Below are 21,050 nucleotides of genomic sequence, written 5' to 3'. Positions count from 1 at the left end.
CGGCGGCACCGCGCGTCAAGGCACCCGGTGCCGTCTGCAACGTGCTGCATCCCGGAACCGTGCGTCGTCGGCCAGACTGGCGGCATGACGGGCGGGCCGGTGGTCGTGGTGGGCGCCGGCCCGGTCGGGCTGACCGCGGCGCTGCTGCTGGCCCGCCGGGGGCTGGAGGTGGTCGTCCTCGAGCGGCACGCCGCCCCCTACCCGCTGCCGCGGGCCGTGCACCTCGACGACGAGGTGTTCCGCGCGCTGCAGGCGGCGGGGGTGGCCGACGAGGTCGCCGCCCGGTGCCGGCCGATGGCCGGGCTCCGCCTGCTCGACGGCGCGCACCGGGTGCTCGCCGAGTTCCGCCGGGCCCCGGACGCCGGCCCGCACGGCTGGCCGCAGGGGAGCTTCGTGCACCAGCCCGACCTGGAGGAGGTGCTGGCGACCGCCGCAGCGGCGACGCCCGGGATCGAGGTGCGCCGTGGCTGCGAGGTGACCGGCCTCGCGCAGGACCGCCGCGGGATCACGGTGCGGCTGACCGAGCGGGCGGCCGGGGCGGAACGCTCCGTCCGCGCGGCGGCGGTGCTGGGCTGCGACGGCGCCAACAGCACCGTGCGGGAGCTGATCGGCGCCAGGATGCTCGACCTCGGCCCACCCGACCGCTGGCTCGTGGTGGACGCGCGGGCGCCCGCGCCGCTGCCGGTCTGGCCCGGGGTGCACCAGGTGTGCGACCCCCGCCGGGCGGCCACCTTCATGCCGGTCACCGGCGACCGCTACCGCTGGGAGTTCCGCCTGGCGCCGGGGGAGACGGCGGAGGAGCTCTCCGCCCCGGAGCGGCTGGCCTCGCTGCTGGCCCCGGTCGCGCCGGCGGCCGACCTCGAGGTGCTGCGGGCCGTCGAGTACACGTTCCGGGCGCAGGTCGCCGACCGCTGGCGGGACGGGCGGGTGCTGCTGGCCGGCGACGCCGCCCACCTCACCCCGCCGTTCGTCGGTCAGGGGCTCGGGCTCGGGTTGCGCGACGTCCACCAGCTGGCCTGGAAGCTCGCCGCGGTCCTCCACGGGGAGGCGCCGGACGCGCTGCTGGACACCTACCGCGCCGAGCGCGAGCCGCACGCCCGCGCGCTGATCCGGGTGGCCCTGCTGCTCGGCCGGCTCATGACCGGCGGTGGGCGCTGGGGCGCGGTCGCCCGTCGGGTCGTCCTGGCCGCCGTCCGCCGCATCCCCGCCGTCGCCCGGCTGGCCACCGACAGCCGCACCCCGCCGCTGCGCCGCGGCCCGCTGGTGGCGCGAAGGGGCCGGGCCGGTCGCCGGCTGGCCGGGACGCTCCTGCCGCAGCCGGAGGTCCTCGTCGACGGGACCGTCCGCCGGCTGGACGACGTCCTGGGTGACGGCTACGTCGAGATCACGTCGGACCTGCGGGTGCGGCGGCCCGACGGCACGGCCCTGCGCATCGAGGACCCGTCCGGCGCTCTGGCGCGCTGGCTGGACGGCGCCGCGCTGGTGCGCGTGCGCCCCGACCGCATCGTCCGCTCGGTGCGGGTGTGAGCGCCCTCAGTCGCAGGCCGCGGGATCAGGCCTCGCGCCGCCGGCGGGCGGGCGAGGTCGCCAGCAGCGCGTTCTCCACGGCGGTGTCGCCCAGCGCCCGCTCGAAGCCTGGGGGGACGACGAGGTCGTCGCGGGAGAGCTCGGAGACGTCGGGCCGGCCCAGCCCGACCATCGCCGAACCGAGCCCGTCACGCAGCAGGTCCAGCACGTTCTCCACGCCGGCCTGGCCGTTCGCCGCGAGGCCCCACAGGTAGGCGCGGCCGATCATGACGGCCTTCGCGCCCAGGGCGAGGGCCTTGGCGACGTCGCCGCCGCGCCGGATGCCGCCGTCGAGCAGCACCTCGATCTGGTCGCCCACCGCCTCGGCGACCGCAGGCAGCGCGCGGAGGGAGGCCGGGGTGCCGTCGAGGTTGTTCCCGCCGTGGTTGGAGACCGAGATCGCGGTGACGCCGGCGTCGACCGCGCGCTTGGCGTCGTCGACCCGCATGACGCCCTTGAGCATGAACGGACCGCCCCACTGCTCGCGGAGCCAGGTGACGTCCTCCCAGGTCGGCATCGGCGACTGCTGCCACATGCCGTAGGCGCCGAAGAAGGTGGGCGCCGGGTCGCCCGGCGTCGCCACCATGTTCGGCACGGTCAGGTCGGGGAGCTGCCGGGTGCGGGCGAAGTCCAGCAGCCAGCGCGGCTTGACCAGCACCTGGGGCGCGTACTTCCGGGCCGCCTCGAAGTCGATCTTCTCGGGGATGAACGGGCTGCCCCAGTCGCGGCCGTAGGCGAACGACCAGTCCAGGGTGGCGATCATGCCGACGGCGCCGGCCCGACGGGCGCGCTCCATGCGGCCGAGCATCTCCTCGCGGGTGCCCACCCAGTACATCTGGAAGAAGGTCTGCGGGTTCGCCGCCACGACCTCCTCGATCGGCTTGCTGGCGAAGCTGGACAGCCCCATGGCCACCCCGCGCGCCGCCGCGGCCCGGGCGACGGCGACCTCGCCGTCGGGGTGCACGGCCTGCACGCCGGTCGGGCTGATCACCACGGGCATCGACATCTGCTGGCCCATGACGGTGACGCCCGTGTTCCGCTCGTTGGCCAGCCCCGCGGTGTGCGGCGCGAAGCCGACCTCGGCGAAGGCGGCGAGGTTGTCCTCGAGCGTCAGCCCGCGCTCGGAGCCGGCGACCAGCGCGGCGTACACCCCCTTGGGGAGCCGCTTCTTCGCCCGGCGCTGGGCCTCGGCGACCGACTCGAACCACGCGTTGGCCATGGGCTTCTCCTTCGTCGGCCCGGTCGACCGGGCGGTGGGCCGGCGCGACAGCCGGTGGCACTGAGTGCCAGGCTAGCGCCGTGGGTGAGACGGCGGCCACAGCGGTCGCCCCGCCGGGTCAGCCGCGCAGGCTCGGGAAACCCGCCGCCATCTCGTCGAACGCCAGGTGCAGGTGCCGGGTCAGGGGGGAGCCCGGCTCGGCGAGCCACGCCTCGAACGCCGTGGTCGCGGCGGCGCGCGTGCTCGCGGCGACCAGCCGCGGCAGCAGCCCGGTCGGCTCGCCGCCCGTCCGCGCCGCGACGTGCCGGGCGACCACCCGGTCGACCTCGGCGAAGCGCAGCTGGCTGTGCGCCAGCAGCGCGGGCTCGGTGAGGATCAGCCGCATGCGCTCGCGCAGCAGCGGCAGCTCGGCGGCCGGGTAGTCGTTGACCTCGACGTAGGCGGCGCAGACCGACCTGAGCACCGGCTGGGCGGGGTCCGCGGCGGCCAGCAGCTGCTCCAGGCGGGCGACGTGGCCGGCGAAGTCGCCCCAGACGGCGTCGGCCTTGGCCGGGAAGTAGCGGAAGAAGGTGCGACGGCTGATGCCCGCCGAGTCGGCGACCTCGTCGCTGGTCACCTGCTCGAACCCGCGGGTCGCGAAGAGGTCGAGGGCGGCGCGCTCCACGCGGGCCCGCCCGTCGGGGGCGAGCGGGGCCGCCGTCCTCGTCTCCGTCACGCGGGCATTCTGCCGGTCCGCGATGCACCCGCGGCCCGGTGTTGCCCCTGGCACCCGGTGTCACTAACGTCCGGCAGGTCCATGTGACCGCGTTCACGGAGGCTGACATGCCCGAGACCACCCCGACCGACGTCCCCGCCGTGGAGTTCCGGGCCCCGGAGGCCCCCACCACCGAGGAGCCCCTCGTCGAGGAGTCGCTCGTCGAGGAGGTCTCCATCGACGGCATGTGCGGCGTCTACTGAACCGCTCGCCCCGATGACCGCTCCGGCCGGGCCGGACGTGACGGCCGTGTTCGACCCCGCGCTGCCCTGGCAGAAGGCCCGGTCGGTCGCGCTCCGGCCCGAGCCGTTCGGCGCGCTCGTCTACCACTTCGGCAACCGGAAGCTCTCCTTCCTGAAGTCGAAGACCCTCGTCGCCGTGGTGGAGGCCCTCGCCGACCACCCGACCGCCACCGCCGCGCTCACCGCCTGCGGCGTGGGCGACGCCCAGCGGCCCGCCTACGAGAAGGCCCTGGCCGACCTCGCCCGCTCCCAGATGATCACCCCCCGGGAGACCCCGTGACCGCCGTCCTGCCCGCCCGACCCGAGCGCCCCGCCGGTGGGCGGCTCATCGACCAGTTCGAGTACGGCCTGGACGCCCCGATCTGCCTGACCTGGGAGCTCACCTACGCCTGCAACCTGGCGTGCGTGCACTGCCTCTCCTCCTCGGGACGGCGGGACCCGCGCGAGCTCTCCACCGCCGAGGCCGAGGCGGTCATCGACGAGCTGCAGCGGATGCAGGTCTTCTACGTGAACGTCGGCGGCGGCGAGCCGACCGTCCGCCCGGACTTCTGGCACCTCCTCGACTACGCGATCGGCCACGACGTCGGGGTCAAGTTCTCCACCAACGGCGTGAAGCTGGACAAGGCCCGGGCCGCTCAGCTGGCGGCCACCGACTACGTCGACGTGCAGATCTCGCTGGACGGCGCCACCGCCGAGGTCAACGACCGGGTGCGCGGCACCGGCTCGTTCGCCACCGCGACGCGCGCCCTGGAGAACCTGGCCGAGGCCGGGATGAAGGACTTCAAGGTCTCGGTGGTCGTCACCCGGGAGAACGCCGGGCAGCTGGACGCGTTCAAGGCGCTCACCGACCGCTACGGCGCCCAGCTGCGGATCACCCGGCTGCGCCCGTCCGGCCGCGGGGCCGACGTCTGGGACCAGCTGCACCCGACCCAGGCCCAGCAGCGCGAGCTGTACTCCTGGCTGCTGGCCAACGGCGAGCAGGTGCTCACCGGCGACTCGTTCTTCCACCTGTCCGCGTTCGGGGAGGCCCTGCCGGGGCTGAACCTGTGCGGCGCCGGGCGGGTGGTCTGCCTCATCGACCCGGTCGGCGACGTCTACGCCTGCCCGTTCGCCATCCACGAGAACTTCCTCGCCGGCAACGTGCGCTCGCCCGGCGGCTTCCGGAAGGTGTGGCAGGAGAGCGAGCTCTTCGCCGATCTGCGCAGCCCGCAGACCGGCGGTGCCTGCACCAAGTGCGCCCACTTCGACGCCTGCCGGGGCGGGTGCATGGCGGCGAAGTTCTTCACCGGCCTGCCGCTGGACGGCCCCGACCCCGAGTGCGTCCAGGGCTACGGCGAGTCGGCGCTGGCGGCGCGCGACGCCGCGACGGCGACGCCGAGGAGCCACCTGGACCACTCGCACACCGGCCCGGTCCGCGGTCAGCCCACGCTCCTCGGCATCCCCACCATCCCGAGCAAGATCTGCGACGAGTCGCCGCTGGCGGGGCTCGACCTGCGCTGAGCCGGTGGCCCCCGCCTACGGGCCCGCGCCGCCGGGCCAGCCCGTCTTCAGAGGTCGACCTTCTTGTTCTCACCGGCGTCGATCCGCTCGCCGGTCGCCTTGGCCTTCACGAAGCTGAAGGCGGTGGCCAGCCGGCCGCCGGGGCTGTCCCAGTACTCCGCCGAGTCGCCCTCGACCTTGATCAGGACGACCTCGGGGTCCTCGGGGCCGTCGGGGAACCACGCCTCGACGCCGCCGTTCCACAGCGCCTTCTTCTTCTCGAGGTCGTCCACGACGCGGGCGTGCCCGGTGAGCGACACCCAGGTGCCGCCCGAGCCGATGCCGACGTTCACCTGCGGCTGCGCGGTGATGTGGGCGACCGGGTGGGAGCTCCGCTCGGCGTAGAACCACAGGTCGCCGTCGAACTCGACCTCCTGCAGCGTCATGGGCCGGCTGGTCAGCTTGCCGCCGGGGGCGATGGTGGTGAGGAAGCCGAAGCGCTCCCCCTTGATCAGCTCCGCGACCTTGCGGGTGTCCTCTGCGCTCATGCCCGGGCTCGTGCCCAGCGCGGCGGCCGGTGACACGCGCCGGAGGATGCGGCTCAGCCGCCGTCGACGTAGCGCCAGGCGCCGTCCTCCCGCTCGAACCGGCTGACCTCGTGCTGCTCGCCGTCCGCGGCGCCGTGGCGGAACCGGGCCACGAACTCGACGGTCCCCCGGGCGGAGAGCAGTCCGCCGCCGCTCGTGGCGAGCACCTCCAGGCCGGTCCAGCGCACCGCGGGGTCCAGGTCGAGCTCCGGCGGACGGGTGCGGGGGTGCCACGTGCGCAGCAGGTAGCCGGCGTCGCCGACCGCGAAGGCGCTGTAGCGCGAGCGCATGAGCTGCTCGGCCGTCGCCGCGGGGGCCGAGCCGTCGTGGCGCGGGCCGCAGCACTCCGCGTAGGGCAGACCGGTTCCGCAGGGGCAGCGACGTGGGGGCATGCCCGGATTCTTCCCGCCCGGCTCACGCCGGCCGCCCGGCTGCCGATGACAGTGCTGGACAGGGCACCGGCGGTGCCCGCGGCAGGCGGCGCCGGAGCGGTGCGCAGATGCAGGGGGACGGCGTGGCGAAGGTGCTCGTGGTCGAGGACGAGGACACCACGCGGGTGATGCTGGAGCGGCGGCTGACCTGGGCGGGACACCGCGTCCGCGCGGCCGCCTCCGCCGACGAGGCGGCGGACCTGCTGGACGGCTTCGCGCCCGACGTCGTCGTCACCGACATGTTCATGCCCGGCGGCAGCGGCCTGGGCCTGGTCACCGCGCTGCGCACCCACCCCACCTGCGGCGACGTCCCCGTGGTCTTCCTGAGCGGGCGAGCGCTGCCCGGCGACGTCGAGGCCGGCCGGTCGCTCGGCGCCACGTACCTGGCCAAGCCCTGCACGCTCGCCGATCTGGCCCGGGCCATCGACGCGGCCACGGGCACGACCACCGACGAGCTCGAGGACGCCGTCCGCCGCCGGCTGGGTGACGTCGCCGGCGTCGAGGAGGAGGCCGAGCGGGCGCTCACCGCCCGGCTCCTGCGCACCTTCCTGGCGACCGCCCCGGCCAACCTCGCCGCCGTGGAGCGCGCGGCCCGGACCGCGGACGCCGACGCGCTGGAGGCTGCCGCCCACCGCCTCGCCGGCGCTGCGGCCACCCTGGGCGCCGACGCGCTCGCGGGCGTCTGCCGCGTGCTGGAGGAGCGGGGCCGGGAGGGCGACGTCGCGGACGCGACCGCCACCGTCGGCGTCCTCGCCGACCAGCTCGCGCAGGTCTCCCGGGTGTTCACCGAGCTCGCCGAGGAGCTCGAGGAGGACGTCCTGGTCGAGGACGAGGTCGCGCCCGTCTGACCGGCGCCTAGGGTGCGGCGGTGACCTCCCTCGCCGCCGCGACCTGGCCGGAGCTGCCCGAGCGCCCGCTGCTGGTCGTCCCCCTCGGGGCGGTGGAGCAGCACGGCCCCCACCTGCCGCTGACCACGGACACCGCGATCGCCACGGCGGTCGCCGACCGCGCCGTCGACCGGCTCGACGGCGCGCTGCTGGCCCCCGCCCTGGCCTACGGGGCGAGCGGGGAGCACGAGGACTTCCCCGGCACGGTCTCGCTCGGCACCGAGGCGCTGACCGGCCTGCTCGTCGAGTACGGTCGCTCGGCCTGCCGGTGGGCCGGGCGCGTGCTCATCGTCAACGGGCACGGAGGGAACCTCGACGCGCTGCGGACGGCGGTGCCCCGCGTGCGGGCCGAGGGGCGCGACGTGGCGTGGTTCGCATGCGGCGTCCCCGGCGGTGACGCGCACGCGGGCCGCACCGAGACGTCGCTGATGTTGCACGTGGAACCTGGTGGGGTCCGGCGCGACCGGGCGGTGGCCGGGGAGACGGCGCCGATCGGGGAGCTGCTGCCGCGGCTGCGGGCCCAGGGGGTGCGCGCCGTCAGCCCGAACGGGGTGCTGGGCGACCCGGTGGGCGCGGGGGCGGACGAGGGTGCGCGGCTGCTGGAGGGGTTGGTCGGCCGGCTGGTCCCGGGCATCGCCGCCTGGCGGGTGGACGACGACGGGCGGCTGCTGTGACACCGTCGTCCTCCGGACGACACCGCGACCAACGGCCGTCCTGGCTCCGCTGAGCCGCCGAGTGCCCGCCGGCGGGAGGCCTCCGGCCCCGCACCGACGGGCACGTCGTCCGGCTAGTTCAACGCCTCGGCGAACTGCGGCGCGGTGGCGTCGATCGCGTACAGCAGGCCCGGGGCCGACGCGCTGGAGAACGCGTTGAGCACCGTCAGGTCCTCCAGGACGACGGCGCGCCCCTCCTGCACGGCCGGCAGTGCCTGCCACAGCGGGTTCCCGGTGAACTCCGAGGCCTCCACGAAGATCGGGAAGACCACGGTCAGCTCGGCGTCGAGGAGCGACAGCTGCTCCTCGCTGACCGGCACGAAGAAGTTCTCGGTCGCCAGCGCCTCGATCTCGGCCTTGTTCTCGAAGCCGAGCTGCTCCATGAACTGCACCCGCGAGTCACCGCTCACGTAGGCGCCGAAGCCTTCGGAGGTGTACGCCCCCACGGCGACCTCGGTGCCGTCGAACTCGGGGTGCTCGGCGGCGGCGTCGGCGAACGCCTGCTCGACCTGCGTCGCGAGCTCCTCGGCCCCCTCGGTCTTCCCGAGTGCCTGGCCGACCAGCTCCAGCTGCTGCTGCCAGGAGGTCTGGTAGGGGCCCACGCCCTCGGGCTGGCCGATCGTCGGGGCGATCTCGCTGAGCAGGTCGTACCGGTCCTGGTCACCGGAGGAGCGGGTGTCGAGGATGAGGTCCGGCTCGAGCGCCGCGATCGCCTCGAAGCTCGGCTCCAGCGTCTCGATGAGCACCGGCGGCTCCTCGTAGCCCTGCTCGACCCAGTCGCCCAGGCCGTCGTCGCCGCCGACGGCGAGCCAGTCGCTGGCGCCGACCGGCTCCACGCCCAGGGCCAGCGCGGTCTCGGCGTCGGACCAGCCCAGCGCGACCACTCGCGTGGGCTGCTCCTCGACGGTGACGTCGCCGAAGGCCGTCTCCACCGTGACCGGGAACGCCGCCGACGACGAGCCACCCGTCGCCTCCCCCTCGGTGGCGGGGGCGGCGTCGTCACCGGAGCCGCAGCCGGTGACGACGAGGGCGGTGGCGGCGAGCGCGGCGGCGCCGCGCAGGGCAGGGCGGACGAACATGGGAACTCCTCGAAGCTCAGGTAAGGCTGACCTAAGCACATGGACCTGGGAATCCCGCGGCCGGGACCGGATCGCTAGGGTCGGGAGGCCCGCCGACCGGGCCGGGAGCGGGACGCGCGAGGAGAGCTGGGCATGAGCGGGGTGGGTGACGGCCACGAGGGCTGGCTGGTCGTGGTCGACCTGCAACACGTCTTCGGCGAGCAGGACTCGCCCTGGACCGCGCCGAGGTTCGAGGAGGTGCGGCCCCGCATCCGCCGGCTGGTCGACGCTTTCGGCGAGCGGGTGGTCTGGACCCGCTTCGTGGCGCCCGCGGAGCCGGTCGGGGCGTGGAAGGAGTACTACGCGAAGTACGACTTCGCGCTCCAGCCGCCCGACGCGCACTGCTACCAGCTCGTCGAGGACCCGGGCACCCACCCGGTGGTGGACGCCACCACGTTCGGCAAGTGGGGCCCGGAGCTGGCCGCGGTGGTCGGCGAGGGGCCGCTCACCGTCGCCGGCGTGGCCACCGACTGCTGCGTCGTCTCGACCGTGCTGCCGGCCGCCGACGCCGGGGTGCACGTGCGCGTGGTCACCGACGCGTGCGCGGGGGCAGGCGACGAGGAGCACGAGCGGGCGCTGCGGCTGATGGCCGGCTACGCCCCGCTGGTCTCCTTCGCGACGACCGACGAGGTCCTGGCGGAGGGATGATCCCCGCCCCGCCGGAGCGTCGGCTGCCGGACGGGTTCGCCGTCCGGCTCGATCCGCGGACCCGTCGCAGGGACGGCGGCGCCACCCTGCTCGGCGGCTCCCCGCTGCGGCTGCTGCGGCTCGCCCCGCGGGCCGCCGGGCTGCTCGCGACCGGCCACCTGGTGGTCCGCGACGCCACGAGCGCCGTGCTGGCCGCCCGGCTGCTCGACGCCGGCCTCGCCCACCCCGACCTCCCGCCGGCCGTCGGCCGGGCCGGCGCTCCGGCCGGCGTGACCGTCGTCGTCCCGGTGAAGGACCGCCCGGCCGGGCTCGCCCGGCTGCTCGCCGCGCTGTCCGCGGACCCCGCCACCGCGGCGCTGCCGGTGGTCGTCGTCGACGACGGCTCGGCGGTCCCGGTGGCGGCGCCGGAGGGCGTCCGGGTCCTGCGGCACGCGACCAGCCGGGGACCCGCGGCCGCCCGCAACGCGGGGCTCGCGGTCGCGACGACGGAGTTCGTCGCGCTCGTCGACTCCGACTGCGTGCCGGTCGAGGGCTGGCTGGCCCGGCTGCTCCCGCACCTGGACGACCCCCGGCTGGCGGTGGTCGGCCCCCGGATCGTGCCGCTCGCGGGCGCGGCGCGCGGCTGGACCGCCCCCTACGAGGAGGTCGCCGGCGCGCTCGACATGGGCCCGCACCCGGCCGCGGCGCGGCCGCTGTCCGCGGTGTCCTACCTGCCCAGCGCCGCCCTGCTGGCGCGCCGGGCCGCCCTCGGGGCGGGGTTCGACGAGGCGTTGCGGGTGGCCGAGGACGTCGACCTGGTGTGGCGGCTGGCCGCCGCCGGCTGGCGGGTGCGCTACGAGCCGGCCGCCGCGGTCGCCCACGAGCACCCGGCGCGCACCGCCGAGTGGCTGCGCCGCCGCGCCTTCTACGGCACCGGCGCCGCGCTGCTGGCGACGCGGCACGGATCGGCGGTCTCGCCGCTGGTCATCGCGCCGGAGACGGCGGCCACCTGGGCGTTGCTGCTCGCGGGAGGCCGGTGGGGGCGGGCGGTTGGCGCCGGCCTGCTCGGGGTGACGGCGGTCCGCCTGGGGCGCCGGCTGGCCCGGCCGGGGGAGCCGGTCCCGGTCCCGCTCGCCGCCGGCCTGGCGGTTCGGGGCCTCGCGGCGTCGGGGCAGGCGCTGGCCCGCGCCGTCACCCGGCACCACTGGCCGGTCGCGGCGGTGCTCGCCGCCGCATCGCCCCGGGCGCGGCGGTGGGTGCTCGCCGTCGCCGTGGTCGACGCGCTCGCCGGCTGGTGGCCCCACCGGGGGCGGATAGGACCGGTCCGTCACGGGCTGGCCCGGCGGCTGGAGGACCTCGCCTACGGCACCGGGCTGTGGGCCGGCGCCCTGCGTGCCCGGGATGCGCGCGCCCTCCTGCCGGTGCGCCCGCCGCGCTGACGACCGGGGGCGGCGGAATGCGCGGCCGCCCCGGTGACTTGAGAGCCCTCGTACTGCGGTCCGACCAGCGTGGGTCCCGCTCAGCACCGACCGACGGGGAAACCGTGACCACCACCCAGGAGCGCACCGCGCCGGCAGCCGCCGCCGCGACCGCGCCCGCCCGACCGGGCGCCGCGCGCACCGCGCTGACGCTGGGGGCCTTCGTCGCCCTCGGCCCGCTCACCATCGACATGTACCTACCGGCGCTGCCCGCGATCACCGACGACCTCCTGACGACGTCGGCCACCGTGCAGCTCACCCTCACCGGGACCCTGGTCGGCCTCGCCGTCGGCCAGCTGCTCATCGGCCCGCTGTCGGACGCCTGGGGCCGGCGCCGGCCGCTGATCGCCGGGACGGCGCTGCACGTGCTGGCCTCGCTGCTGGTGCTGGTCGCCCCGACCATCGCCGTGCTCGGCGCCCTGCGCTTCCTCCAGGGGGTGGGCGCCGCCGCCGGCGCGGTGATCGCCCTCGCCGTGGTCCGCGACCTCTACGACGGCCGGGCGGCGGCGACGATGCTCTCCCGGCTGTTCCTGGTGCTCGGCGCCGCGCCGGTGCTGGCGCCCACCATCGGCGGGGAGCTCCTCCGCTTCACCAGCTGGCGCGGGGTCTTCGCCGTCCTCGCCGCCTACGGGCTGCTCATGGTCGCCGTGGGCTGGGCGACGCTGCGGGAGACGCTCCCCCCGGAGCGGCGGAACAGCAACGGCGTGCGCGGCACGCTGCGCATCTACGGCGGGCTGCTGCACGACCGGGTGTACGTGGGGCTCGTCCTCGTCGCCGGGCTGACCATGGCCGGGCTGTTCAGCTACGTCTCGGGCTCCTCCTTCGTCTACCAGGAGCAGTTCGGCCTCGACGAGCAGCAGTTCGGGCTGCTCTTCGGCGCCGGCGCGTTCTGGCTGATCGCGGCCACCCAGCTCAACCCGCTGCTGCTGCGCCGCTGGTCGCCCCAGCGGCTGCTGGTCGCGGGCACGGTCATCGGCGCCCTCGCCGGGGCCGGCCTGGTCGTGCTGGCCGCGACCGGGACCGGCGGCCTCCCCGCGGTCACCGGCGCGCTGTGGGTCGTGCTGTTCGCCTGCGGCCTGGCGCTGCCCAACGCGCCGGCGCTGGCGCTCTCCCGGCACGGCGAGTCCGCCGGCAGCGCCGCCGCACTGCTCGGCGCCGTCCAGTTCGGGGTCGGCGCCGTGGTCTCGCCGGTCGTCGGGCTGCTGGGCAACGACGCGCTGGCGATCGGGCTGGTCGTCGTCGCGGCCCTCGCCCTCGCCCTCGTGGTCCTGGGCACGGTCGTGCGGCCGTGGCGGCTGCCGGTCGGCGACGAGGTCGCCGCCGGCTGATCGCGCCCGCCGGTCTGGTGGAAAACGCCGGTAGCGGCCACGATGGCCGGGAGATGAGCGACTCCCCCAGGCCCGGCCGGTGACGACCGCCGTCAACCCGTGGCTGGCGCTGCCGGACGGGCAGCCGTCCGCCGCCCGCACGCGCCGGCTGCGCGCGGCGCACGAGCGCCTCGTCACCGCCAGCGCGCTGCCCGCCGACGACGCGGTCCGCCCGGTCGTGCGCGACTCCTGGGGGCGCTCCCTCGGCAGCGGCGTCGACCCCGACGGCGGGCTGCCGCCGGTCGAACTGGTCGACGCCGAGCTGCGCGCCTACCGGGCCGCCCACCCCCTGGCCCCGGCCCTGCCGGTGATCCGCCGGCTGCTGGTCCAGGACGCCGAGGCCGACCGGATGATCGTGGCCGTCACCGACGCCGCCGGTCGCATGCTGTGGGTCGAGGGCGACCGCGCGCTGCGCAGCCGGGCCGCGGCGATGAACTTCGTCGAGGGCTCCCGGTGGTCGGAGGAGGTCGCCGGCACCAACGCCCCCGGGACGGCGCTGGCGGTCGACTCGGCCGTGCAGATCTACGGCAGCGAGCACTTCCGCCGCTCGGTGCAGCCGTGGAGCTGCTCGGCGGCGCCGGTGCACGACCCGGTGACCGGCGCGCTGCTCGGCGCCATCGACATCACCGGCGGCGACCACGTGGCCAGCCCGCACGTGCTCACCCTGGTCCGCGCGACGGTGGCCGCCGTCGAGTCGGAGCTGCGCTGGCTGCACCGCGAGCGGCTCGCGGCCGGCCCCGGAGCGGTCGCCGCGGTACCGGCCGGGGCCCGGCTGGAGGTGCTGGGCCGGGAACGCGCCCGGCTCACGCTGCCGGGCGGCCCGCTGGAGCTGTCGGTCCGGCACTCGGAGCTGCTGTTCCTGCTCGCCGAGGCGGCCACTTCCGGGCAGGGACGCGACGCGGCCCAGCTCGCCGCGGAGGTGCACGCCGGTGCCGCGGCCACGGTGACCGTGCGCGCCGAGCTCTCCCGGCTGCGGCGGCTGGTGGGCGGCGACCTGCTGGAGTCCCGCCCCTACCGCCTGGTGGGCCGGCTGCAGACCGACGTCGACCAGGTGCGCGGGCTCGTGGCGCGGGGGGACCTCGCCGCCGCGCTCGAGCACTACGCCGGCCCGGTGCTCCCCGGATCGCAGGCGCCCGGGGTGCGGCACGCCCGCGACCGCCTGCTCGCCCTGCTCCGGCGGGCGGTGCTCACCGGGCGCCGTCCCGACCTGCTGCTGCGCCTGGCCCAGCTGCCCGAGCTGCGGGAGGACGCCGGCGTCTGGCAGGCGTTGTGCGAGGTCCTGCCGGTGGGCTCGCCGCGCCGGGCGGCGGTCACGGCGCACCTGCACCGCCTGCGGCTGGCCGGCCGCGCACGCTGACGCGCGCCGGGCGTGGGAATGCTGAGGGCCGCTCACGACTTCGCAGCTGGAGTGACCGCCCCGCCCCTCGCCGACCGCCCTCCCCTCTCCACCCGCCGGTTGGTCGCCGCGGTGGTCGCGCTGGGGCTCGGCGGGTTCGCCATCGGCACCACCGAGTTCGTCACCATGGGGCTGCTGCCGGACCTGGCCGAGGGCGTGGGCATCGACATCCCCACCGCCGGCCACGTCATCTCCGCCTACGCGCTGGGCGTCGTCGTCGGGGCGCCGGTGATCGCTGCCCTCGCGACGAAGCTGCCGCGCCGCGGGGTCCTGCTCGGGCTCATGGTCGCGTTCATCGCGGGCAACGTGCTCACCGCGCTGGCACCGGGGTACGGGTCCCTCCTGGCCTCGCGGTTCCTGGCCGGGCTCCCGCACGGGGCCTACTTCGGCGTCGCGTCGCTGGTGGCCGCCTCGCTGGTGGCGCCGCACCTGCGCGGGCGCGCAGTGAGCTCGGTGATGCTGGGCCTCGCGCTGGCCAACGTCGCGGGCGTGCCCTCGGCGACCTGGCTGGGCCAGCAGTTCGGCTGGCGCACGGCCTACTGGGCGGTCGCGGTGCTCGCGCTGCTCACCATCGCCGCGACCGCGCTGGTCGTGCCCGCGGCGCCGGGCAACCGCGCCGCCACGGTGCGCAGCGAGCTGGGCGCGCTGCGCCGCCCGCAGGTGCTGCTCACCCTGCTGGTCGGCGTCGTCGGCTTCGGCGGCATGTTCGCCGTCTACAGCTACGTCGCGCCGCTGGTCACCGACGTGACCGGCATGCCCCGGGCCGCGGTGCCCCTCGTGCTGCTGGCGTTCGGCGTCGGCGGCGTGCTCGGGACGGCGGTGGGCGGCCGGCTCGCCGACCTCGCGCTCTTCCGCTCGCTGGTCGGGGCGAACGTCGTCACCGGTGTCCTGCTGGCGCTGGTGCCGCTCGCCGCCCGCACCCCCGTCACCGTCGTCGCGATCGTCTTCCTGCTGGCCGCCAGCGCCTCCACGCTCGTGGTGTGCCTGCAGCTCCGGCTGATGGAGGTCGCCGGCGAGGCGCAGATGCTGGGGGCGGCGCTGAACCACTCGGCGCTCAACGCCGCCAACGCCCTGGGGGCCTGGTTGGGGGGCCTGGTCATCGCCGCCGGCCTGGGCTACACGGCGCCCGGCGTCGTCGGGGCGGGGCTGGCCGTGCTGGGGCTGCTGGCGCTCACCGCGTCGGCGCTGCTCCGCCGCCGCGAGCTGCGCGTGGCCCCGGTCGGTGACCTGGCGCCGGCCCCGCAGGCGGAGCCCGCCGGCGTCCGCTGACCCCGCTCAGCGCAGCAGGGCGGCGAGCTGCTCGGCGTGGTCCCGCTGGTGGCCGGGGAGGAAGTCCAGGACGTCGCCCAGCGTCAGCGCCCCGTCGGTGGCGTGCCGGCCGGTGCGCGCCCGCTCCACCTCCGGCACGCCCCGGACCGCCGCGAGCAGGCCGCGCTGGGCGTCCCGCAGCTCGGCCAGCATGCGCGCCGGGACGACGGCGGCGTACCCGGCCACCCGGTCGGCCTCGGTCGGGTCGAAGTCGGGGAGCAGCGGGTGCTCCTCGGCGCGCAGCCGGCCGATGCGGGCGGTGAACACCAGGGCGCTGTCGCGCAGGTGTCCCGCCACCTCGTGCGGCGTCCAGGCCAGCTCCGCGGCGTAGGCGGGGAAGTGGCCGCAGCCGACCAGCCGCCCGCGCTCGGCCTCGGGCAGGCGGCGGGTGGTGAGCGCCGCGGCGGGGGCGGCGGCCAGGAGCCCGGCGACCCGGCGCTGCTGGGCGGCCAGGACGTCGGCGGAGCCGCGGGGCGGGGCGGTGATCGGCACCCGGGAACGGTCGCCCACGGCGGGGCGGAGCACCAGGAAGTGGGCTGCCAGCAAGCGCAACGAACCCGCCTGCAACGGCCGTGCAACGTGCCCGGACCCCGCTCACCAGCGCCTTCGCCGGGCTCCATGGCAGAAATCGCGCAGGTAAGCGTGGCCTAAGTCACAGCTTTCGGGTCAGACTCCGCTCCGGGCCCGCGGTCGACCGTGGGCGCAGCGACCCCTGCAACGAGGCGGAGGACTGATGACACGGATCAGCGTGCGGGTGGACGGGGCGTCCTACCAGGACGACGTCGAACCGCGGACCCTGCTCGTCCACTACCTGCGCGAGCAGCTCGGCAAGGTCGGGACCGTGGTCGGGTGCGACACCAGCAACTGCGGCGCCTGCACCGTGCACCTGGACGGCGAGGCCGTGAAGAGCTGCACCGTGCTGGCGGTGCAGGCCGACGGCGCGGAGGTCACGACCATCGAGGGCGTCGCCGCCAACGGCGAGCTCCACCCGGTGCAGAAGGCGTTCCACGAGATGCACGGGCTCCAGTGCGGCTTCTGCACCCCCGGCATGATCATGGCCTCGATCGACCTGCTGCAGGACAACCCGGACCCCAGCGAGGACGAGGTGCGCGAGGGCATCGAGGGCAACCTCTGCCGCTGCACCGGCTACCAGAACATCGTCCGGGCCGTGCAGCACGCGGCCGGGGAGATGCGCGGGGCCGGCAACGGCTCCGTCGCGCCGGCCGAGGTCGACACCGCCGCCGCGCCGCACGTGGTGGGTCAGGCATGACCGCCGTCGAGGACCGCGCCGACGCGGACGCCCCCACCCCCGAGATCGGCAAGGCGCGGAAGCGCAAGGAGGACGCCCGGCTCATCACCGGGCGCACCACCTGGACCGACAACATGGTCCTGCCGGGGATGCTGCACCTGGCCGTCGTCCGCTCACCCGTCGCGCACGCGCGGATCACGAACGTCGACGTCAGCGCGGCCCGGGAGGCGCCGGGCGTCGTCGCCGTCTACACCGGTGCCGACCTCGCCGAGGAGCAGGGCTCGCTGCCCTGCGCCTGGCCGGTGACGCCGGAGATGGTCAACCCGGGCCACCCCTCCATCGCGGTGACCGAGGTCAACCACGTCGGCGAGGCGGTGGCGGTCATCGTCGCCCGCAGCAAGGCCGCGGCCCAGGACGCCGTCGAGCTCGTCGACGTCGACTACGACCCGCTGCCGGTGGTGCTCGACATGGAGGAGGCCGTCAAGGACGGCGCGGACCGCGTGCACGACCACGTCGAGTCCAACACCAGCTACCACTTCGTCTTCGACGCCGGCGAGATGGGCACGGGGACGGACACCGAGCAGGCGTTCGCCGAGGCCGACGTCGTCGTCAGCCGGCGGCTGATCCAGCAGCGGCTGATCCCGGCGTTCATGGAGCCGCGCTCGGTCGTCGTCCAGCCGCAGGGCGACAACTACACGATGTGGTCGGCGACCCAGATCCCGCACATCCTGCGGGTCATGGCGGCGATGGTCACCGGCATCCCGGAGCACAAGCTGCGGGTCGTGGCCCCGGACGTCGGTGGCGGGTTCGGCGGGAAGCTGCAGGTGAACCCGGAGGAGATCCTCTGCCTGCTGATCGCCCGCCGGCTCGGCAAGCCGGTCAAGTGGACCGAGACCCGCAGCGAGTCGCTGATGACCGCCCACCACGGCCGCGACCAGATCCAGTACGTGGACATCGCCGCCGACCGGGAGGGGAACGTCAAGGGCCTTCGGGTGCGGCTGCTCGCCGACATGGGCGCCTACCTGCGGCTGATCACGCCCGGCGTCCCGGCGCTGGGTGCCTTCATGTACCCCGGCATCTACAAGTTCCCGGCCTACCGCTTCGAGTGCGACGGGGTGTTCACCAACAAGGTGCCCACCGACGCCTACCGCGGCGCCGGGCGCCCGGAGGCCACCTTCGCCGTCGAGCGGATCATGGACGAGCTCGCCGTCGAGCTGGGCATGGATCCGCTGGAGCTGCGGCGGAAGAACTGGATCCGCGCCGAGGAGTTCCCGTTCACCACCGTGGCCGGCCTCGCCTACGACAGCGGTGACTACGACACCGCGACCCAGCAGGCGCTGGAGCTGCTCGGCTACGACGAGCTGCGCGCCGAGCAGCAGCGGCGCCGGGAGTCGGGCGACCCGGTCCAGCTGGGCATCGGGATCTCCACCTTCACCGAGATGTGCGGGCTGGCGCCCTCCCGGGTGCTCGGCTCGCTCTCCTTCGGCGCCGGGGGCTGGGAGCACGCCGCGATCCGCATGCTGCCCACCGGCAAGGTCGAGGTCGTCACCGGCTCGACGCCGCACGGGCAGGGCCACGAGACGGCGTGGAGCCAGCTCGTCGCCGACTCCCTGGGGGTGCCGTTCGAGGACGTCGAGGTGCTGCACGGCGACACCGCCATCGCCTCCCGCGGGCTGGACACCTACGGCTCCCGCTCGCTGGTCGTCGGCGGCTCCGCGGTGGTCAAGGCGGCGGACAAGGTGATCGCCAAGGCACGGAAGATCGCCGCGCACCTGCTCGAGGCCAGCGAGGACGACCTGGAGTTCAGCGGCGGGCGGTTCTCCGTCCGGGGCACCCCGGGCGCCGGGCTCGGGATCCAGGAGATCGCCCTGGCGATCTTCGCCGCGCACGACTACCCGGAGGGGATCGAGCCCTCGATCGACGCCGAGGCGACCTTCGACCCGGAGAACTTCTCCTTCCCGCACGGCACGCACCTATGCGCCATGGAGGTCGACACCGAGACCGGGTTCGTGAAGATCCGCAAGTACGCCTGCGTGGACGACGTCGGCACGATCGTGAACCCGCTGATCGTCGAGGGGCAGGTCCACGGCGGGCTCGCCCAGGGCATCGCGCAGGCGCTCTACGAGGAGGCCGTCTACGACGCCGACGGCAACCTCACCACGGGCACCTTCGTCGACTACCTGGTCCCCTCGGCCGCCGACCTGCCGCACTTCGACACCGGGAACACGGTGCACACCGCGCCGGGCAACCCGATCGGCGCCAAGGGCGTGGGGGAGGCCGGCTGCATCGCCTCGACACCCGCGGTGGTCAACGCCGCGCTGGACGCCGTCCGGCACCTGGGGGTCGCCGACATCCGCATGCCGCTGACGCCCGAGCGCGTCTGGCGGGCCATCCATGCCGGGGGGGACGGCGGGGATCGCGCCACCGCCGGCACCAACGCCTACGGCGGGGCGCAGACGGAGACCACTGCCGGCGTGTCCACCGAGGCTTCGTCGCTGGGAGGGGACCGATGATTCCCGCACCGTTCGAGTACGCCCGCCCGACCACGGTCGACGAGGCGCTGGAGGCGATCGCCTCCGGCGGCGAGGACGTGAAGGTCCTCGCCGGTGGGCAGTCGCTCATCCCGGTCATGCGGCTGCGGCTGGCCGCCCCGGAGACGGTGGTCGACCTGGGCCGGGTCACCGAGCTGCGCGGCGTGCGGGAGGAGGGCGACGTGCTGGTCATCGGCGCGATGACCACGCACTCCGACGTCCTCGCCGACCCGCTGATCGGGCAGCACGCACCGCTGATCGCCGAGGCCACCGCCACCGTGGCCGACCGGCAGGTGCGCCACCGGGGCACCTTCGGCGGCGCGCTCGTGCACGCCGACCCTGCCGGTGACCTGCCGGCGGTGGCGCTCGCGCTCGACGCCGAGTTCGTCATCGCCGGTCCCGGAGGCCGCCGCACCGTGCCCGCGAGCGAGTTCTTCGTCGACTACCTCACCACCGCCGTCGACGAGGGCGAGCTGCTGGTGGAGGTGCGGGTGCCGAAGCTCGCCGGGCAGTGGGGCATGCGGTACGAGAAGTTCAACCGGGTCGCGCAGGCCTGGTCGATCGTCGCCGTGGCCGCCGCGGTGCGCCGGGAGGACGGGCACATCGCCGAGGCGCGGATCGGGCTGACCAACATGGGGCCGACCCCGCTCCGCGCCGGTGCGGTGGAGGCGGCGCTCTCCGGTGCGGAGGCGACGCCCGAGGCGATCGCCGCGGCCGCCGCGCACGCCGCCGAGGGCACCGATCCCAGCAGCGACCTCAACGCCCAGGCCGACTACCGGCAGCACCTGGCGACCGTCCTCACGCGCCGGGCGGTGACGGCCGCCGCCGGGCTGTAGCTTGTCGAAGGACCCCCGTGCACGGACCCAGCACTCGCAGGCTCGCGCTGGGTCCATGCACGGGGCCGTTCCAGGACGTCACCAGGAGGTCATCCCGTGCAGCTGGAGAACTCGTTCACCGTCCCGGTGCCCGTCGACGAGGCTTGGCGGGTGCTGCTCGACATCGAGCGGATCGCGCCCTGCATGCCCGGCGCGGCCCTGGACTCCGTCGACGGCGACGACTTCACCGGGCGCGTGAAGGTCAAGCTCGGGCCGATCAACCTGACCTACCAGGGCAAGGCCTCGTTCATCGAGAAGGACGAGGCGGCGCACCGGGCGGTCATCGACGCGCGCGGGAAGGACCAGCGGGGCAACGGGACGGCCGCGGCCACGGTCACCGCCAACCTCCGCGCCGAGGGATCCGTCACGCGGGTCGACGTCCTCACCGACCTGAACATCACCGGCCGTCCGGCGCAGTTCGGGCGCGGGGTGATGACCGACGTCGGCAACAAGCTGCTCGGCCAGTTCGCCGACAAGCTCGCTGCGCAGCTCGGCGAGGGTGACGCGCAGGGCGACGCCGACCGCGCGACCGCCGCGGCCGCCGCCGGGCCGGCGACGAAGGCGGCCGCGACGGCCACCGGGGTCGTCGAGGAGGTCGCCGCCTCGGCGGAGCAGGCCACCGGCGAGGGGACGGCAGCCAAGAAGGCGGCTGCCGCGACCAAGAAGGCCGCCGCGTCGGCGACCGACAAGGTCAGCGAGTCGGCCGACGCTGCCCCGGAGAAGAAGGCCGCCCCCGCCAAGTCGGCTCCGGCGAAGAAGGCCGCCCCGGCGAAGGCCGCCTCCGGCAAGGAGACGGCGACCACGGAGACCCCGGCCAAGGAGACCGCGGCCAAGGTGACGGCGGAGAAGGCCGCCGACACCGCGCCTGCCGGCAAGGCGCCCAGCGCGCCGCCGAACGCCAACACCGCGCCTCCCGGCCGGCCCGCGACCGGGGCGCCGCTGCGCAGCGTGCCCGGCAGCGGCCCGGCCGAGCGGCCACGTCCGGCCCGGTCCGAGCCCGAGCCCATCGACCTGCTCGAGGTGGCCGGTGGGGCGGCGCTGACCCGCTACGCCGCGCCCGCCGCGGGGGTCGCCGCGCTGTTCCTGGTCGTCGCCCTCGTGGTCAGGCGCCGCCGCCGGCGCTGAGTCGGACCGATCCGTCACCTGGTCCGGGGCTTCGGCCGGAGCGGGCGGCGAGTCGATGCCCTGGTCGGTCCCTGCACCGCTCTGACCTGCGGGAAGTG

Annotated in this window: 21 protein-coding genes; 15 read left to right on the top strand and 6 right to left on the bottom strand. The window is 75.7% G+C overall.

Features of this window, described 5'->3' with window-relative positions:
* The first annotated feature begins 84 nt into the window (after positions 1-84).
* Positions 85-1,527, top strand: coding sequence for a bifunctional 3-(3-hydroxy-phenyl)propionate/3-hydroxycinnamic acid hydroxylase (locus tag ACI794_RS13440; protein ID WP_456616618.1), 1,443 nt, complete (start codon positions 85-87; stop codon positions 1,525-1,527).
* Between the two features lie 25 nt (positions 1,528-1,552).
* On the opposite strand, the gene mftD is transcribed toward ACI794_RS13440, so the two are convergent.
* Both mftD and ACI794_RS13430 read right to left on the bottom strand, forming a co-directional pair.
* Positions 1,553-2,785, bottom strand: a complete 1,233-nt coding sequence (gene mftD, locus ACI794_RS13435) for a pre-mycofactocin synthase MftD (RefSeq protein ID WP_456616617.1) — start codon at positions 2,783-2,785, stop codon at positions 1,553-1,555.
* A gap of 118 nt (positions 2,786-2,903) precedes the next feature.
* Positions 2,904-3,500: an acyl-CoA-like ligand-binding transcription factor gene (locus tag ACI794_RS13430; protein ID WP_456616616.1), complete on the bottom strand. Its 597-nt coding sequence runs from the start codon at positions 3,498-3,500 to the stop codon at positions 2,904-2,906.
* Positions 3,501-3,607: 107 nt separating this feature from the next.
* Here ACI794_RS13430 and mftA point away from each other — a divergent pair, with 107 nt between their 5' ends.
* The 3 genes from mftA to mftC are packed head-to-tail and all read left to right on the top strand — an operon-like array spanning position 3,608 to position 5,281.
* Positions 3,608-3,742, top strand: a complete 135-nt coding sequence (mftA, locus tag ACI794_RS13425; RefSeq protein ID WP_456602246.1) for a mycofactocin precursor MftA — start codon at positions 3,608-3,610, stop codon at positions 3,740-3,742.
* 13 nt (positions 3,743-3,755) lie between these two features.
* Positions 3,756-4,061 carry a mycofactocin biosynthesis chaperone MftB gene (gene mftB / locus ACI794_RS13420; protein ID WP_456602247.1) on the top strand — a complete coding sequence of 102 codons (306 nt, stop codon included), beginning with the start codon at positions 3,756-3,758 and terminating at the stop codon, positions 4,059-4,061.
* The gene (gene mftC, locus ACI794_RS13415) at positions 4,058-5,281 is read left to right on the top strand and encodes a mycofactocin radical SAM maturase (RefSeq protein ID WP_456580313.1); all 1,224 of its coding nucleotides are present in this window, start codon (positions 4,058-4,060) and stop codon (positions 5,279-5,281) included. The genes mftB and mftC overlap by 4 nt, the downstream gene beginning before the upstream one ends.
* A 47-nt stretch (positions 5,282-5,328) precedes the next feature.
* Here mftC and ACI794_RS13410 read toward each other — a convergent pair whose 3' ends face one another.
* Entirely contained in the window at positions 5,329-5,808 is a 480-nt protein-coding gene (locus ACI794_RS13410) for a pyridoxamine 5'-phosphate oxidase family protein (protein ID WP_456616615.1), read from the bottom strand.
* Positions 5,809-5,861: 53 nt separating this feature from the next.
* Positions 5,862-6,239 carry a YchJ family protein gene (locus ACI794_RS13405; protein ID WP_456616614.1) on the bottom strand — a complete coding sequence of 126 codons (378 nt, stop codon included), beginning with the start codon at positions 6,237-6,239 and terminating at the stop codon, positions 5,862-5,864.
* Between the two features lie 122 nt (positions 6,240-6,361).
* Between ACI794_RS13405 and ACI794_RS13400 the strand changes: the two genes are divergently transcribed.
* A complete protein-coding gene (locus ACI794_RS13400; RefSeq protein ID WP_456616613.1) occupies positions 6,362-7,126 on the top strand; it encodes a response regulator in 765 nt (254 codons plus the stop codon).
* Between the two features lie 20 nt (positions 7,127-7,146).
* Complete coding sequence (gene mftE, locus ACI794_RS13395) at positions 7,147-7,839, top strand: mycofactocin biosynthesis peptidyl-dipeptidase MftE (RefSeq protein WP_456602252.1); 693 nt, start codon at positions 7,147-7,149, stop codon at positions 7,837-7,839.
* 113 nt (positions 7,840-7,952) lie between these two features.
* Here the strand turns inward: mftE and ACI794_RS13390 are convergent, their stop codons facing one another.
* Entirely contained in the window at positions 7,953-8,957 is a 1,005-nt protein-coding gene (locus ACI794_RS13390; RefSeq protein WP_456616612.1) for an iron-siderophore ABC transporter substrate-binding protein, read from the bottom strand.
* A 132-nt stretch (positions 8,958-9,089) separates the two neighbouring features.
* Between ACI794_RS13390 and ACI794_RS13385 the strand changes: the two genes are divergently transcribed.
* From ACI794_RS13385 to ACI794_RS13365, 5 genes are all read left to right on the top strand, one after another.
* A complete protein-coding gene (locus tag ACI794_RS13385) occupies positions 9,090-9,644 on the top strand; it encodes a cysteine hydrolase family protein (protein WP_456602254.1) in 555 nt (184 codons plus the stop codon).
* Complete coding sequence (gene mftF / locus ACI794_RS13380) at positions 9,641-11,062, top strand: mycofactocin biosynthesis glycosyltransferase MftF (protein ID WP_456616611.1); 1,422 nt, start codon at positions 9,641-9,643, stop codon at positions 11,060-11,062. Before ACI794_RS13385 ends, mftF begins: the two co-directional genes overlap by 4 nt.
* Before the next feature lie 104 nt (positions 11,063-11,166).
* Positions 11,167-12,429 carry a multidrug effflux MFS transporter gene (locus tag ACI794_RS13375; protein WP_456616610.1) on the top strand — a complete coding sequence of 421 codons (1,263 nt, stop codon included), beginning with the start codon at positions 11,167-11,169 and terminating at the stop codon, positions 12,427-12,429.
* A 79-nt stretch (positions 12,430-12,508) separates the two neighbouring features.
* Positions 12,509-13,825, top strand: coding sequence for a GAF domain-containing protein (locus ACI794_RS13370; RefSeq protein ID WP_456602257.1), 1,317 nt, complete (start codon positions 12,509-12,511; stop codon positions 13,823-13,825).
* Between the two features lie 51 nt (positions 13,826-13,876).
* The gene (locus ACI794_RS13365) at positions 13,877-15,133 is read left to right on the top strand and encodes an MFS transporter (RefSeq protein ID WP_456602258.1); all 1,257 of its coding nucleotides are present in this window, start codon (positions 13,877-13,879) and stop codon (positions 15,131-15,133) included.
* 6 nt (positions 15,134-15,139) lie between these two features.
* Here ACI794_RS13365 and ACI794_RS13360 read toward each other — a convergent pair whose 3' ends face one another.
* Positions 15,140-15,724, bottom strand: coding sequence for a DinB family protein (locus tag ACI794_RS13360; RefSeq protein WP_456616609.1), 585 nt, complete (start codon positions 15,722-15,724; stop codon positions 15,140-15,142).
* Between the two features lie 181 nt (positions 15,725-15,905).
* Between ACI794_RS13360 and ACI794_RS13355 the strand changes: the two genes are divergently transcribed.
* From ACI794_RS13355 to ACI794_RS13340, 4 genes are all read left to right on the top strand, one after another.
* Positions 15,906-16,442 (top strand): (2Fe-2S)-binding protein, encoded by a 537-nt coding sequence (locus ACI794_RS13355; RefSeq protein ID WP_456580329.1) that lies wholly within the window; start codon positions 15,906-15,908, stop codon positions 16,440-16,442.
* The gene (locus tag ACI794_RS13350) at positions 16,439-18,934 is read left to right on the top strand and encodes a xanthine dehydrogenase family protein molybdopterin-binding subunit (protein WP_456616608.1); all 2,496 of its coding nucleotides are present in this window, start codon (positions 16,439-16,441) and stop codon (positions 18,932-18,934) included. Before ACI794_RS13355 ends, ACI794_RS13350 begins: the two co-directional genes overlap by 4 nt.
* Positions 18,931-19,788 (top strand): FAD binding domain-containing protein, encoded by an 858-nt coding sequence (locus ACI794_RS13345; RefSeq protein ID WP_456616607.1) that lies wholly within the window; start codon positions 18,931-18,933, stop codon positions 19,786-19,788. The genes ACI794_RS13350 and ACI794_RS13345 overlap by 4 nt, the downstream gene beginning before the upstream one ends.
* Positions 19,789-19,884: 96 nt before the next feature.
* Entirely contained in the window at positions 19,885-20,952 is a 1,068-nt protein-coding gene (locus ACI794_RS13340) for an SRPBCC domain-containing protein (protein ID WP_456616606.1), read from the top strand.
* Positions 20,953-21,050: the final 98 nt, after the last annotated feature.

Source organism: Blastococcus sp. SYSU DS0541 (assembly GCF_054050875.1).
Note: the sequence above shows the minus strand (reverse complement) of the source record. Positions and strands in the feature narration are given on the sequence as shown.